This is a genomic window from Micrococcus sp. M4NT (genome assembly GCF_033790745.1).
Taxonomy (GTDB): domain Bacteria; phylum Actinomycetota; class Actinomycetes; order Actinomycetales; family Micrococcaceae; genus Micrococcus.
This window is the reverse complement of the sequence record NZ_JAMYEH010000001.1, coordinates 1-13,375: the sequence shown is the minus strand read 5'-3', so window position 1 is coordinate 13,375 and position 13,375 is coordinate 1. Positions and strand designations below refer to the sequence as shown.

The 13,375-nt window shown below is 73.5% G+C and carries 13 protein-coding genes; 10 read left to right on the top strand and 3 right to left on the bottom strand.

Annotated features, from left to right (window positions below; translation table 11 throughout):
• The first annotated feature begins 17 nt into the window (after positions 1 to 17).
• The 9 genes from NJC10_RS00065 to purM all read left to right on the top strand — a co-directional run bounded on the left by NJC10_RS00065 (position 18) and on the right by purM (position 9,353).
• The gene (locus NJC10_RS00065) at positions 18 to 1,049 is read left to right on the top strand and encodes an asparaginase (RefSeq protein ID WP_319073816.1); all 1,032 of its coding nucleotides are present in this window, start codon (positions 18 to 20) and stop codon (positions 1,047 to 1,049) included.
• The gene (locus NJC10_RS00060; RefSeq protein WP_319073814.1) at positions 1,049 to 1,450 is read left to right on the top strand and encodes a sterol carrier family protein; all 402 of its coding nucleotides are present in this window, start codon (positions 1,049 to 1,051) and stop codon (positions 1,448 to 1,450) included. The genes NJC10_RS00065 and NJC10_RS00060 overlap by 1 nt, the downstream gene beginning before the upstream one ends.
• A gap of 197 nt (positions 1,451 to 1,647) precedes the next feature.
• On the top strand, positions 1,648 to 1,983 hold the full coding sequence (locus tag NJC10_RS00055; RefSeq protein ID WP_319073812.1) for a hypothetical protein: 336 nt from the start codon (positions 1,648 to 1,650) through the stop codon (positions 1,981 to 1,983).
• A gap of 125 nt (positions 1,984 to 2,108) precedes the next feature.
• Positions 2,109 to 2,852, top strand: a complete 744-nt coding sequence (locus NJC10_RS00050) for a hypothetical protein (protein WP_319073810.1) — start codon at positions 2,109 to 2,111, stop codon at positions 2,850 to 2,852.
• On the top strand, positions 2,849 to 3,985 hold the full coding sequence (locus tag NJC10_RS00045; protein WP_319073808.1) for a peptidoglycan-binding domain-containing protein: 1,137 nt from the start codon (positions 2,849 to 2,851) through the stop codon (positions 3,983 to 3,985). Before NJC10_RS00050 ends, NJC10_RS00045 begins: the two co-directional genes overlap by 4 nt.
• The gene (locus NJC10_RS00040; RefSeq protein ID WP_319073806.1) at positions 3,982 to 6,003 is read left to right on the top strand and encodes an ABC transporter ATP-binding protein/permease; all 2,022 of its coding nucleotides are present in this window, start codon (positions 3,982 to 3,984) and stop codon (positions 6,001 to 6,003) included. Before NJC10_RS00045 ends, NJC10_RS00040 begins: the two co-directional genes overlap by 4 nt.
• A gap of 118 nt (positions 6,004 to 6,121) precedes the next feature.
• Positions 6,122 to 6,574: a hypothetical protein gene (locus tag NJC10_RS00035; protein WP_319073804.1), complete on the top strand. Its 453-nt coding sequence runs from the start codon at positions 6,122 to 6,124 to the stop codon at positions 6,572 to 6,574.
• On the top strand, positions 6,571 to 8,187 hold the full coding sequence (gene purF, locus NJC10_RS00030; RefSeq protein WP_319073802.1) for an amidophosphoribosyltransferase: 1,617 nt from the start codon (positions 6,571 to 6,573) through the stop codon (positions 8,185 to 8,187). The genes NJC10_RS00035 and purF overlap by 4 nt, the downstream gene beginning before the upstream one ends.
• Complete coding sequence (gene purM, locus NJC10_RS00025; protein ID WP_319073800.1) at positions 8,184 to 9,353, top strand: phosphoribosylformylglycinamidine cyclo-ligase; 1,170 nt, start codon at positions 8,184 to 8,186, stop codon at positions 9,351 to 9,353. The genes purF and purM overlap by 4 nt, the downstream gene beginning before the upstream one ends.
• A gap of 90 nt (positions 9,354 to 9,443) precedes the next feature.
• Here the strand turns inward: purM and NJC10_RS00020 are convergent, their stop codons facing one another.
• Genes NJC10_RS00020 through NJC10_RS00010 form a run of 3 tightly spaced genes read right to left on the bottom strand, consistent with a single transcriptional unit; the run spans position 9,444 to position 11,209 of the window.
• Complete coding sequence (locus NJC10_RS00020) at positions 9,444 to 9,971, bottom strand: hypothetical protein (protein WP_319073798.1); 528 nt, start codon at positions 9,969 to 9,971, stop codon at positions 9,444 to 9,446.
• Positions 9,972 to 10,026: 55 nt separating this feature from the next.
• Positions 10,027 to 10,971 (bottom strand): Sir2 family NAD-dependent protein deacetylase, encoded by a 945-nt coding sequence (locus NJC10_RS00015; protein WP_319073796.1) that lies wholly within the window; start codon positions 10,969 to 10,971, stop codon positions 10,027 to 10,029.
• Positions 10,972 to 10,978: 7 nt separating this feature from the next.
• A complete protein-coding gene (locus tag NJC10_RS00010) occupies positions 10,979 to 11,209 on the bottom strand; it encodes a DUF3073 domain-containing protein (RefSeq protein ID WP_248116357.1) in 231 nt (76 codons plus the stop codon).
• Between the two features lie 336 nt (positions 11,210 to 11,545).
• Between NJC10_RS00010 and NJC10_RS00005 the strand changes: the two genes are divergently transcribed.
• Positions 11,546 to 13,324, top strand: a complete 1,779-nt coding sequence (locus NJC10_RS00005) for a PHP domain-containing protein (protein WP_298712555.1) — start codon at positions 11,546 to 11,548, stop codon at positions 13,322 to 13,324.
• Positions 13,325 to 13,375: the final 51 nt, after the last annotated feature.

Sequence of the window (13,375 nt, the reverse complement as noted above, 5' to 3'; positions counted from 1 at the left end):
TCCTAGGATGGCCTTCCATGAGCCCCTCCCCCTCCGCCACGTTCGCCCTCGCCGACGCCGTCGAGCTCGTCCACCTGGTCCGCAACGGCTTCGTCGAGTCGCGCACGGGCGGAGCCGCCGTCGTCACCGGCCCGGACGGCGACGTGCTGGCCTCGCTCGGCCCCGTGGACGCGCTGATCTACCCGCGGTCCACGCTCAAGCCCTTCCAGGCCATCGCCTCCCTGCGGCACGGCGCCACGATCGAGGGGGAGCAGCTCTCCCTAGCCTGCGGATCCCACCGCGGCACAGCCCGCCATCGCGCGGTCGCGGAGGGCGTGCTCCACGCCGCCGGACTCGGCGTGGACGCGCTGCAGTGCCCGCCGGCCTGGCCCGGCGACGCCGACGAGGTGGCCCGCTACGTCGCCGACCTCGCGCACAGCGCCGAGCAGACCCCGCTCGCCTACAACTGCTCCGGCAAGCACGCCGGCTTCCTCTCGGCGTGCGTCGCCGCGGGGCACGACGTCGGCACCTACCTGGACCCGGAGCACCCCCTCCAGGTCGAGGTGGAGAAGGTCATCGCGGAGTACTGCGCCGAGCCCGTGGCCCACACGGGCATCGACGGCTGCGGTGCCCCGGCCGCCGTCGTCTCCCTCGCGGGGCTTGCGCGCGGCATCGGCCGGGTGTCCTCCGCGCCCGGGCGCCGCGACGCCGAGATGCACGCCTCCTCCGTGGCCAACGCGATGCTCGAGCACCCGTGGGCCGTGCACGGCGAGTCCAGCTCCAACTCCGTGGTGCTGCGCGAGCTCGGCCTGATCGCCAAGCTCGGCGCGGACGGCGTGATGGTGATGGGCGCCCCGGACGGCACGGCCGTGGCGGTCAAGGCGCTCGACGGCGGCTCCCGCGCGGGCAACCTCGTGGCGCTCACGCTGATGGCCGAGTTCGCCCCCGACCACGTCGACCGTGAGCGCCTCCCCGAGGTCCTGCGTCGCGTGGTGCCCGTGATCGAGGGCGGCGGGCGCCCCGTCGGCTCGCTGCGCCTGGCCCGGCCCGTGCTCGAGCTGCTCGACTGATGACCACCGGCTCCGTCCCGCGCCGCCGCGTGCCCGTGCCGGAGGGCCACGCGGCCCTGACCGCCTGGGCGCGCACGCACCGCGAGGACCCGGCCGCCGCCGCCGCGCTGCCCCGCACCACCCGGGCGACGGCGGTGCGCTTCGCCCTCGAGGAGCTGGCCACCCGCGCCCCGGGCAACTCGGTGGAGGTGCGGGTGCCGCCCTTCGGCGTCGCGCAGTGCATCCCCGGCCCGCGCCACACGCGCGGCACGCCGCCCAACGTGGTGGAGATGGACGCCGCCACGTGGCTCGCGCTGGCCGCGGGCCTGACCACGTGGGCCGACGCCGTCGCGGCCGGTCAGGTCCGGGCGTCGGGGGTGCGCGCCGACCTCGACGCGCACCTGCCGCTGATCCGGCCGTGAGGGCGGGTGGGCGGCACTTGGGGCATGCGAATTTGGCGGTTCCACGCCAGATGGTTCGTGCCGGAGGTTTTTTTGTGCTCTACAGCACTCTCGGCTAGATTGAGCACAGCTGTCTCGCAGTTCAGGCGGGGGGGGCCTGAGAGCATTCGTACCCCCACTCGTTTCGCCCTTGTGGGCGACGCACGTAGGAGTGCCCCATGCGCACTGTTCTGAGGATTACTTCTGCCACCCTGGTCGGGGTCGCTCTGGCGGCCTCCCTGGCCGCACCGGCAGGTGCTGCCGTCGCTTTCGAGCATAGTGGGTACGGCGGAGCCACGCACGGGGTCGACAACGTCGGCAAATTGGGGGCGATGAATGATCGTGCTTCCTCGCTTAAAACCTACGGCCGTACCGTCAACTTCTTCGAGCACGCCTACGGTAGCGGCATGGGCCTTAGTACCTCGGTTGATCACTCCAACCTTCGAGATTACCGCTTCCCCATGGCACCCACCCTCACCTGGAACGACAAAATCAGCAGCTGGTACACCCGGTGAGGCTGACCGCGCTCCGTTCCGCTAGCGCCGCCTGCTTGTTGGTGATATCGGCGACGGGCTGCGCGCAAGATGACATCTCCCCGGACCACACGGCGACGGCCCGCCTCGATCGCGACAGTGGCCAGGTGGTGCTGCCGATCGACGAGTACGCCCCGGCGCCGGAGGACGAGGTCGTGATGACGCACGCGCGCCTCGCCATCCTGCGGAGCTGCCTGCAGCCGAAGGGCTTCAACGGCGTCGAGCCGCCGGAGCAGTCCGCCCAGGACGTCGCGGAGGACCGTCCATACGGCCTATGGCTGGTCGACCGGGCCAAGACTCACGGCTTTGACATGCAACCCCCGTCACGGACCGATGACCGGACACCGCCGCCAGGCGGGTGGAGCGACGAGTTGGATCCCGCGTTCAACCAGGCATATGACATTTGTGCGGCCGAGGTCAAGGAGCAGATGCTCCAAGTCTCTTCGCCGACAACATCCGGTCAGGGAAGCGCCAGTACGACCATCCGGATGCAGGCGCGTTCGCTGGCCTCCGAGGCAGAGCCCTGGAAGGCAGCGCACCACGAATGGCAACAGTGTCTCCGGGCCAATGGGTTGACGCCGCCCGAACAGAACGATGGCTGGAGCAGTGAAGAAGCGCGGGCCCTCCTTGAGACCAGCGAGTCGGCCAACACGGCTCAGGAGGGCGTCCGAATCGCTGTCATCGAGGCCACCTGCAACGAGCAGACACAGCTCACGCAGAAGCTCGGCGATATCGAGGCCGGGTACCAGGCGACCCTCATCCGGCAGAACGAGGCAGCCCTGACCGAGGAGAGCAAGACGCATGCCGCACACCTCGACGCGGCCCGCGCCTATCTCGCGAGCCACCAGTGAGCACGGCCGCACCCCAGCGGGCCGGGCGCCGCATCGCCCACCCCGGCCGTCTCGCCGCGATCGGCGTCCTCGTCCTCGCGCTCCTGGCGGCCTCCTTCGTCGCCGGACGCTTCTTCCAGCCGCCCACCACGGCGGACCCCGCCGCGGTGGCCCGACCGATCGACGTGTGGGCCGCCGTGGAGAAGCGCACCGTGGACACCAGCGCCTCGTTCGCCGGCACGGTCGCCGCCGGCAGGACCCGGGACGTGGTCGTCGCCTCCGACGGGCCCGCTGTCGTGCTGCGCCAGACCGCCGAGCCGGGCCAGACCGTGCGCCCCGGGGACGTCGCCGGTGAGGTTTCCGGAATCACGTACGTGTTCCTGGCCGAGCCCCTCGCGCTCTACCGCGACCTCACCGAGGGCGACGAGGGCGAGGACGTCGCATCCCTCCAGCGCGCGCTCCAGAAGGCGGGCCACGCGACCGACACGGACGGCGTCTTCGACGCCGGCACCGCCAAGGCCCTGCGCGGGCTCTTCGCCGAGGCCGGGGACCCGCTGCCAAAGGACACCCCGGTCTCCGTGGGCTGGCGCCAGTTCATCCCGCTGGGCAAGGACGGCGCGCAGGTCACGACCGTGGCCGGCTACGGCTCCACCCTCTCGGAGGAGAAGCCGCTGCTGCGCCTGCAGACCAGTCCCCCGAGCGTGCAGTTCATCGCCGACGTCACCCAGGCCGCCGCCCTCGGCAAGGGGCAGAAGGTCCAGGTCGCCTCCGAGACCACAGTTCTGGAGGGCACGGTCGCGAAGATCGGAGACTTCCAGGCGGCGCAGGGCGAGGGCCGCGCGGGTCACACCGTGACGGTCGCCCTCGGCACGGGCGCCGAGCTGCCGCCCGTGGGCCGGTCGGTCTCCGTCAGCACCGCCGCGGACACCGGCGCGGAGGCCGGCCTCGCCGTGCCCCTCACCGCGGTCCGCGGTTCCGGGGCCGACTCCCACGTGATCGTCCAGGACGGGGCGAGCACCGGGAAGGACGCCGGGGGCAGCGCCGCCACGCAGCCCGGGGAGCGCCGCGTCCCGGTGACCGTGGGCATCACCGGCGGCGGCTACGCCGCCGTCACCGGTGAGCTCCAGGCCGGAGACAAGGTGAAGGTCTCGTGACCGCCGCCTCCGGGCCCGTGGCCGCGACGGATCGAGACCCGGAGCCGGCACCGACGCCCACCGCCGCCCTGCTGGAGCTGCGCGGCGTGGGCAAGCACTTCGCCGGGGCCGACCGGCCCGCCCTGGACGGGGCGGACCTCACGGTGCGGGAGGGTGACTTCATCGCCATCGTCGGGCCCTCCGGCTCCGGCAAGTCCACCCTCCTCAACGTCCTCGGCCTCCTGGACCGTCCGGACACGGGCTCCTACCTCGTGGACGGGAAGGACACCACGGCCATGGGCGAGGGAGAGCGGGACCGGCTGCGCTCCCGCATGTTCGGGTTCGTCTTCCAGTCCAGCCACGTGCTCGGGGACGAGGCCGTCGGGACGAACGCCGCCCTGGGCCTGCGCATCCAGCACGTCCCGTGGGACGAGCGCGACGAGCGCGCCGGCGAGGCCCTCGACCTCCTGGGCCTGGGCCACCGCCTGGACACGCGCGCCAAGCTGCTCTCCGGCGGCGAGCGGCAGCGCCTCGCCATCGCCCGTGCCGTGGCGACCCGCCCGCGCGTCATCCTGGCGGACGAGCCCACGGGCAACCTGGACTCGGCCAACAGCCGGATCGTGATCGACCACCTCCGCGAGCTCCACGCGCGCGGCACCACCGTCCTGCTCATCACCCACGACCCCGAGATCGCCGCGCAGGCCGACCGGCAGGTGGTCATCGACGACGGCATGCTCACCGAGCCCCGTCCCTCGGCTCCCCGAGCGCTCGCCGCGGACGCCACCGGGGCGACGGTCGTGCCCGGGGCGACGGCCGCGTCGTCGGCCTCCCCCTCCGGACGCCGCGCCTCCCCCCTGCTGGACGACACGGTGGATGCGCTCTCGTCCCTCTCCTCCCGCTTCCTGCGGACGGTCCTGCTCATGGCGGCCTTCGCCGTCGGCATCGGCGGGCTGGTCGCCGCGGTCGGGCTCACCCAGACGGCCACGGCGCAGGTCAGCGCCCGCCTCACCGCGGCCGCCCTGGACGAGGTGGTGGTCAACCTCCCCGCCGACGACGGCCTCCTGGACCCCGACGACGACCGCCTCACCCGGTGGGGCGCCGGCCTGGCCGCGCTCCCCCACGTGCGGGCGGCCGGCCACCTCGCCCAGATCAGCCCGGCCGACGTTCGGATCACCCGCTCGACCCCGGACGAGCCGGAGCCCTCGGCGGCGCTGACGCTGGCCTCCGCGTCCTCCTCCGCGGCGGCCGCCACCGACCTGCGCTTCCCCGCCGGGGCCGAGGCCCTCCTCGACTCCTCCACCGAGCGCCTCGCCTGGGTGACGCCCGACGCCGCCCGGGCCCTCCAGCTGCCCGTGCCGGAGTCCGGGATCCTCTCCCCCGGCTACCGGATCTGGGTGGCGGGGCAGTCCGTGCCCGTGGTGGGGCTGGTGCAGGTGTCCGACCGGACCCCGCAGCTGGGCGCGGCCGTCTTCGTCACCCGCCCCCTGATGGCCGGGATGCGGCGGCCCGAGCTCACCCTCACCGTCCGCACCGAGACCGGCTTCCCCTACCCCGTGGCGCAGGCCGCGCCGCTGGTGATCGCCCCGGAGAACCCCGGAAGTGTCACCACCCGCACGGTGGCCGACCTGCGGAACCTGCGCGCCGGCGTCTCGGACGACCTCGGCGCGTTCGTAGGCGTGCTCTCGGCGGTGCTGCTCGCCCTCGCGGTGATCAGCGCGTCCACCGCCATGTACCTCTCCGTCCAGTCCCGGACCGCGGAGATCGCCCTGCGGCGGGCCATCGGCTCCGGCCGGGCGCTCATCGCCCGGCTCTTCCTGCTCGAGGGGGCCCTGATCGGCCTCGCGGGCGGGGCCGTGGGGGCGGCGCTCGGCTCGGCGGTGATCCTCGCGGTCGCCCAGTCGCGCGGCTGGGCCGCCGTGCTGCCGTCGGCCGCCGTCCCGCTCTCCCTCGCGCTGGGGCTCGCGGCGGGCGTCGTGAGCGCGCTCTACCCGGCGTGGGTGGCGAGCCGCCAGCGCCCCGCGGACGCCCTGCGCGGGTGAGTGGCGGACGCCCCCGCCCCGGCCGCTCTCGCTCTGCCATGAGGGCGGGCGGGGCTCGGCCGTGAGGGCGGGCGAGACCCGGCCTCCGACGTCCGCCCCACTCGATAGACTGGCGCGCATGACCTCCGGCTCCGAGCCATCCCCCCTCCCGCCGCGCGACCGCCACGAGTTCACGATGCGCCGCGCCCCGCGCCTGGCCCCCGTGCTCACGCTGGCCGCCGTGCTCGGGCTGCTCACCGCCCTCGCGATAAGCATCGCCACGCACGCGGGCCCCGAGCCCGTGGTGGACCCCTACTCGGGGGCGCCCGTCACCTTCGGGAGCACCTTCGGCGTCATGGCGCTCGCGTGCCTCCTGGCCGCCGGGATGCTCGGCCTGCTGGTGTGGCTCCTGCTGGACCGGCGCTCGCGCGCCACGGAGCGCACGGTGGTCCTCGAGCCCACCGAGGACCCCGCGAGCGCGGACGTCACCCTGGACCGGAGCGAGGCGGACGCCCTGCGGCGCCGCGCGTCCGGCACCGCCGCGGGCACCGCCCCCGCGGACGCCCCCTCCGAAAGGACCCACCAGCAGTGATCTCCGCCCGCACCCGACGCGGCGACGGCCGCCTGACCGCCGCCCTCGACCCCCAGGATCAGGGGCCGCAGGACGAATGCGGCGTCTTCGGCGTCTGGGCGCCCGGCGAGGAGGTCGCGAAGCTGACCTACTACGGCCTCTACGCCCTCCAGCACCGTGGCCAGGAGTCGGCCGGCATCGCCGTCTCCGACGGCGCCCGCATCGGCGTCTACAAGGACATCGGCCTGGTCTCCCAGGTGTTCGACGAGTCCACGCTGAACACCCTCACGGGCCACATCGCGGTGGGCCACTGCCGCTACTCCACCACCGGCGTGAACAAGTGGGCCAACGCCCAGCCCACGCTCGGCGCCACGGACGACGGCGGCACGGTCGCCCTCGCGCACAACGGCAACCTCGTGAACTCCGCCGAGCTGCTGCGCCGGGTGCAGGCCACCGAGGGCGGGCACACCCACGGGGAGATGAAGCAGGGCAACACGACGGACACCGCCCTCGTGACCGCCCTCCTGCACGGCGAGAACGGCCGCGGCCTCGAGCAGACCGCCCTGGACCTGCTGCCCCAGGTGCGCGGCGCCTACTGCTTCGTGTTCATGGACGAGCACACCCTCTACGCCGCCCGCGACCCGCACGGCGTGCGCCCCCTCGTGCTGGGCCGCCTCGAGCGCGGCTGGGTGGTGGCCTCCGAGCAGTCCGCCCTGGCCACCGTCGGCGCCTCCTTCATCCGCGAGGTGGAGCCGGGCGAGATGATCGCCATCGACGACGAGGGCATCCGCTCCACCCGCTTCGCCGAGCCCACCCCGGCCGGCTGCGTGTTCGAGTACGTGTACCTCGCCCGCCCGGACGCCGTGATCGCCGGCCGCTCGGTGTACGAGTCCCGCGTGGAGATGGGCCGCTGCCTCGCCCAGGAGCACCCGGTGGAGGCCGACGTCGTGATCCCCGTGCCCGAGTCCGGCACCCCCGCCGCCGTGGGCTACGCGGAGGCCTCCGGCATCCCGTTCCGCCAGGGCTTCGTGAAGAACGCCTACGTGGGCCGCACGTTCATCCAGCCCTCGCAGACCCTGCGCCAGCTCGGCATCCGGCTCAAGCTCAACGTGCAGCCCTCCGTGGTGGCCGGCAAGCGGGTGGTGGTGGTGGACGACTCGATCGTGCGCGGCAACACGCAGCGCGCCGTCGTCCGGATGCTCAAGGAGGCCGGCGCCGCCGAGGTGCACGTGAAGATCTCCTCGCCGCCCGTGAAGTGGCCCTGCTTCTACGGCATCGACTTCGCGACGCGCGCGGAGCTGATCGCCAACGGCGCCGGCGTCGCGGAGATCGCCTCGTCGATCGGCGCGGACTCGCTCTCCTACATCAGCGAGGACGGCATGATCGCCGCCACCGAACAGCCGCGGGAGCGCCTGTGCACGGCGTGCTTCACCGGCGTCTACCCCATCGACCTGGCGGACGAGAAGGAGCGCGGCAAGGCCGTGCTCGAGTCCAGCCCGATCACCGCCGAGGCCACCGAGGTGGTGGACGCGGACGGCTCCGGCACCACCACCGTGGCCTCCACCGGGTGCGAGCCCGGCCCCGACTCCGACGACGAAGCCCTCCTCACCGAGACGGACAGGACCCCGCTGTGACCGACGCCCAGAACCCCGCCACCCCCGCACAGGACGACGCCCCCCTCACCTACGCCGCCGCCGGCGTCGACGTGGAGGCGGGCGACCGCGCCGTCGAGCTCATGAAGGACGCCGTGAAGGCGACCCACACCCGCGAGGTGCTCGGCGGGGTAGGCGGCTTCGCGGGCATGTGGGACGCCTCCGCGCTCACCTCGTACCGGAGGCCGCTGCTGGCGACCTCCACCGACGGCGTGGGCACCAAGGTGGCCATCGCGCAGGCGCTGGACAAGCACGACACCATCGGCCAGGACCTCGTGGGCATGGTGGTGGACGACATCGTGGTGGTCGGCGCGACCCCCCTGTTCATGACCGACTACATCGCGTGTGGCAAGGTCGTCCCGGAGCGCATCGCCGCCATCGTGCGCGGCATCGCCGAGGGCTGCCGCCTGGCCGGCACCGCCCTCGTGGGCGGCGAGACCGCCGAGCACCCCGGCCTGCTGGGCGTGGACGAGTACGACGTGGCCGGCGCGGCCACCGGCGTGGTCGAGGCCGACATGGTGCTCGGCCCCGAGCGCGTGCAGTCCGGGGACGTGGTGATCGCCATGGCCTCCTCCGGCATCCACTCCAACGGCTACTCCCTGGTGCGGCGCGTGGTGAACGCGGCCGGCTGGCAGCTGGACCGCGAGGTCTCCGAGCTCGGCCGCACCCTCGGCGAGGAGCTCCTCGAGCCCACCCGCATCTACACCCGGGCGTGCCTGGACCTCGTGACCCGCCTCAACGGGCACGACGGCGGCGCCGACCTCCCCGTGCGCGCCTTCAGCCACGTGACCGGCGGCGGCCTCGCGGCCAACCTCGCGCGGGTGCTCCCCCAGGGCCTCATGGCCACCGTGGAGCGCGACACGTGGGCGCTGCCCCCCGTGTTCCGCCTCGTGGGCGAGCTGGGCCGGGTGCCCCAGGCGGACCTCGAGCGCACGCTCAACCTCGGTGTGGGCATGGTGGCCGTGGTGGACGAGGAGGTGGCCGGCAAGGCGATCTCCGCCCTGCTGGACGCCGGGATCGACGCGTGGGAGATGGGCCGGATCGGCCGCATCACGGACGAGGCGCAGGCCGCCGGCGAGGACTACGTGCAGGGCGCCAAGGGCGTCGACGGCGGCGCGGTCCTGATGCGCGGCGCCTACGCGGGCTGATTCCCCCAGCCCCACGCAACGAGCCCTGCGTCGGTGCCGCTGTCCCGGTGAGACAGCAGCGACCACGCAGGGCTCGTCCGTGTGTGGGGCTCAGTCCGTCCGGGCCAGGAGGTGGCGCGCCGCCAGCACGATCATCGCGATGACGGTGAGGATGAGCATCCCGTCCACGGCGACGTAGGCATAGTGCCAGAGCGATCCGCCGTCGTCGATGCCGGCGAGGACCATGTCCGTGCGGCGGTTGAGGAACGGGCGGATGGCGATCACCTTGATCGCGAGCAGCGCCGTGGCCGCGAGGCCAGCGAGCCACAGCCGGCCCGGCCCGGCCGTGATGCCGCGCGGCCGCCCGAGGGCCTTGACGAGGGAGAGCACGAGCACGGCCGCGAGCGCGATCTCCACCATGTTCATCGCGAAGAACACGCGGCGCCCGATGCCGAGGCCCAGCGGGATGGTGATGCCCGGGGCGGTGAACTTCAACGGCGCCTCGATCAGCGAGATGCCGGTGAGCAATCCGAGCCAGATCGCCGGGATCGCGAAGATCAGCGCCCGTGCCCAGACGGGCCCGCCCACGGATGGCGAGAGGGTCCGGGAGGTGCGGGGGGCGGCGGCGCGGGTGTCCATGCCCGTCAGGCTACTCGCAGGGCTCGTCTCAGGGGTGTCGTCTCCGGCGGACGGGTCAGAGGCGGGCGTCGAGCCAGGCCAGCGCCTCGGCCACGCCCTCACGCCAGCGCCACTGCGCCTTGGCGTCCGCGCGGGTCGGCCCGCGGTTGATCAGCCCCACCTCGTGCCCCGCACGCTCGGCGCGCAGCACGAACCGGAACCCGCTCATCACCGCCAGGGACGTCCCGACGGCGAGCACCGCGCCGCCGGCGTCGGCCATCTCCTCGGCCGCTCGCCTGCGGGCCACGGGCACGTTCTCCCCGAAGTAGACGACGTCCGGCTTGAGCTCCACGGAGCCGCACGCCCGGCAGCCGACCATCACGAACTCGTCCACCCACCGGGCGTCCAGCGTCACGTCGCCGTCCGGGTTCACCGCGGCCGGGTCGATCGCCACCCGCTCCAGGTAGCCGGGATTCGCGGCCTCGAGCCGCACATCCAGCGCGCGGCGGGACTCGGTGGCGCCGCAGGTCAGGCACGCCACCCGCGCGAGGTCGCCGTGCAGCTCGATCAGCCGCTCCCCCGATACGCCCGCCTCGCGGCCGGCGGCGGCATGCAGCCCGTCCACGTTCTGCGTGAGGATGCCCGCGATCCGCCCCTGCTGCGCCCAGCGCGCCAGGATCCGGTGGGCCTCGTTGGGCTGCGCCTGATCCATCCGGCGCCAGCCCACGAAGGAGCGCGCCCAGTAGCGGTGGCGCGCGGCGGGGTCGTCCCGGAACTCCTGGAAGGTCATCGGGCGGTGCCGGTGGAGCGAGCCGTTCGGCCCGCGGTAGTCGGGGATCCCCGAGTCCGTGGAGACGCCCGCGCCCGTGATGACGAGCGGGGTCGTGGTCTGCAGCAGGCGCAGAAGACCCCGAGACGCGGTCTCGGGGTCCTGCGGTGGCGCGGTGTCCTCCACGGCGCGGGCGATCGACCGCAGCGCGGCCTGATGCCCGTCGAGCGCGGGATGCCTCACCGGTGTCATCGTGACGTCATCGCACGCGCGATGCGTCGTCCTCGTCCTCGTCGGCGTAGAGGTCGGCGTAGGGATCCTCGTAGAGGTCGTCGCCCTCCGTCTCCGGCTCGGGCTGCGCGACGGGAGTGACGTGCGTACGTCCGCCCGCGAGCTCCCGCTCCAGTGCCGAGAGGTCTGTGCCAGGCGTGTAGTACTTCATCTCACGTGCCTGCTTGGTGGCTTTCGCCTTCTGACGGCCGCGCCCCATGAGCGTGACCCCCTTCGCATCTCTCGTGCCCGGGTCTGACGGCGCTCAGAGGCCGGCCGGGTTCTCACTGGTCAATAAATGGTTCGTGCAGTCAAGGGTACAACACCACCCCGACGTCGGGCACTCACCCGCGGGGGCCCGGGCGGGAGGCCACGCCCCCGCCCGCGCCCCGTTCAGCCCTCCGCGGGCGGCGCGCTCCCGCCCCACCGTCGTCCGGACGCTGTTCATGTGGGCGTCACCCGAGGTCAACCCGTGGTCCGGCCGTTGTTACGGGCCGGTTCCCTCCCCCGCGCCAGCCTCGACTGTCCCCACCCGTCCCCACGAAAGGCCACCGCCGTGTGCACCTCGTGCAACACCTCCTCCCCGTCCCTCACCCCCGGCCAGCTCGCCGACGTCCGCGAGCGCGGCGACCAGGAGCTCGCCCGTCTCGGCTACGACCGCCGGCAGATCCTCTCCGCCGGCGCCGCCCTGGCGGCCGCCGCCGGCCTGAGCGCCCTCGGCGCCGCGGACGCCCATGCCGCCCCCGCCAAGGCCCGCGGCGGCGCCCCCCAGAAGCTGACGTGGCTGGTGGGCGACCACCACGTCCACACTCAGTACTCGCACGATGCGAAGTACACGATCCCCATGCAGCTGGACGCGGCCGAGCGGTTCGGCGTCGACTGGCTCGCCTTCACCGAGCACTCCAACGTCGCCCACGCGGACCGCGGCGTCTTCGCGCACCTCGAGGAGATCCGCCGCGAGCGCCGCCGCCGTGACCTGCTGATCTTCCAGGGCATCGAGTGGTACATCCCGGCTGCGGAGCACGGCACGGTCTTCGTCCATCCCGGTGAGAACGAGGCCCGCCTCCTGCGCGCCTTCGAGCTGGCGTGGGACGGCAAGCTCAACGGCTGGGAGAAGCCCGCCGTCGGCAGCGCGGCCGAGGCCGAGCAGCAGCAGAAGGCCGCCGCCGCAATCGCCTGGCTCGGCGATCAGGTCCGTCAGGGCACGGTGGCCGACGCCCTCGTCCTCGCCAACCACCCGATGCGCCTGGGCATCGACTCCCCCGCCGAGATGCGACGGTGGCGTGACGCCGACCGGACCATCATGATCGGCATGGAGGGCTCCCCCGGCGCCCAGGGCTACCCGGCTGGCAAGAACGTGGGCCCGGGTGACCAGCGCGGCGAGTACGTGAACAAGCCCCGGCCGGACTCCTGGCCCGGATACACGCTGGACATGTACCGCCCCTACGGCGGCTTCGACTGGATGACCGCCTCCGTCGGCGGCCTGTGGGACTCCATGCTGGCCGAGGGCCTCCCCTTCTTCATCACCGCCAACTCGGACAACCACCTCACGGCGTGGGACACCTGGCGGATCGGCGACTACCCGAACCGCGAGCCGTACACGTCCCTGCCGCAGGAGTTCGACCGCTGGTCGGTGGAGGGAAAGCGCCCGGACCCGGTGGACACCGGTGTGCCCCAGGGCGGCTCCGACTACTGGCCGGGCCAGTTCTCCCGGATCCACACGGGCGTCACGGAACGCAGCTACGGCGCCGTCATGGAGGCCATGCGCGCCGGCCGGATGTGGGTGGACCACGGTCACCTGCTCGCCGGCCTGGACGTGCACGTCTCGGCGTCCCAGCCGGGCCGTGGCCTGGGCCGCGGGCGCGGTCACGGCCACGGCTGGGGCAACGCCTCCGGCCAGGCGGTCACCCTCGGCGGGACCCTCACGGCCCAGCGCGGCCAGGACGTCACCGTCACCGTCACGGTCACGACGACGGACACGCCGAACTCGGCGGGCATCCTGCCCCAGCCGGCGCATGTGGACATCATCGGCGGGCCGATCACCGGCCCCGTGGCCGACCGCGACTCCTGCCGCGCACCGGGCACCCGCGTGCTGAAGGCCTTCGACACCACCGGCCGCCGCGGCACGTTCACGCTGACGCACACGTTCCGGGACGTGCAGGAGTCGTTCTACGTGCGCTTCCGCGGCTCGGACGGCAAGCGCAATGGTGCGGGCTACTTCGGCGCCGACGTCGACCCGCACGGCCCGATCCGCCATGGCGACGAGGTCGGCGACGGCAACCCCTGGATCGACACCTGGTTCTACGCCAACCCGGTGTTCGTGCAGGTCGCCTGACCGCCCCCCCCCCCCGGCCGACGAGTCGACGTCGTCCGCGGCCTCCCGCAC

Excerpts from the sequence above, each read along its gene's own strand:
- NJC10_RS00035 (WP_319073804.1), top strand. The coding sequence starts at position 6,122 with ATGACCTCCGGCTCCGAGCCATCCCCCCTCCCGCCGCGCGACCGCCAC.
- NJC10_RS00055 (WP_319073812.1), top strand. The coding sequence starts at position 1,648 with ATGCGCACTGTTCTGAGGATTACTTCTGCCACCCTGGTCGGGGTCGCT.
- NJC10_RS00065 (WP_319073816.1), top strand. The coding sequence starts at position 18 with ATGAGCCCCTCCCCCTCCGCCACGTTCGCCCTCGCCGACGCCGTCGAG.
- NJC10_RS00015 (WP_319073796.1), bottom strand. The coding sequence starts at position 10,971 with ATGACACCGGTGAGGCATCCCGCGCTCGACGGGCATCAGGCCGCGCTG.
- NJC10_RS00060 (WP_319073814.1), top strand. The coding sequence starts at position 1,049 with ATGACCACCGGCTCCGTCCCGCGCCGCCGCGTGCCCGTGCCGGAGGGC.
- NJC10_RS00020 (WP_319073798.1), bottom strand. The coding sequence starts at position 9,971 with ATGGACACCCGCGCCGCCGCCCCCCGCACCTCCCGGACCCTCTCGCCA.
- NJC10_RS00010 (WP_248116357.1), bottom strand. The coding sequence starts at position 11,209 with ATGGGGCGCGGCCGTCAGAAGGCGAAAGCCACCAAGCAGGCACGTGAG.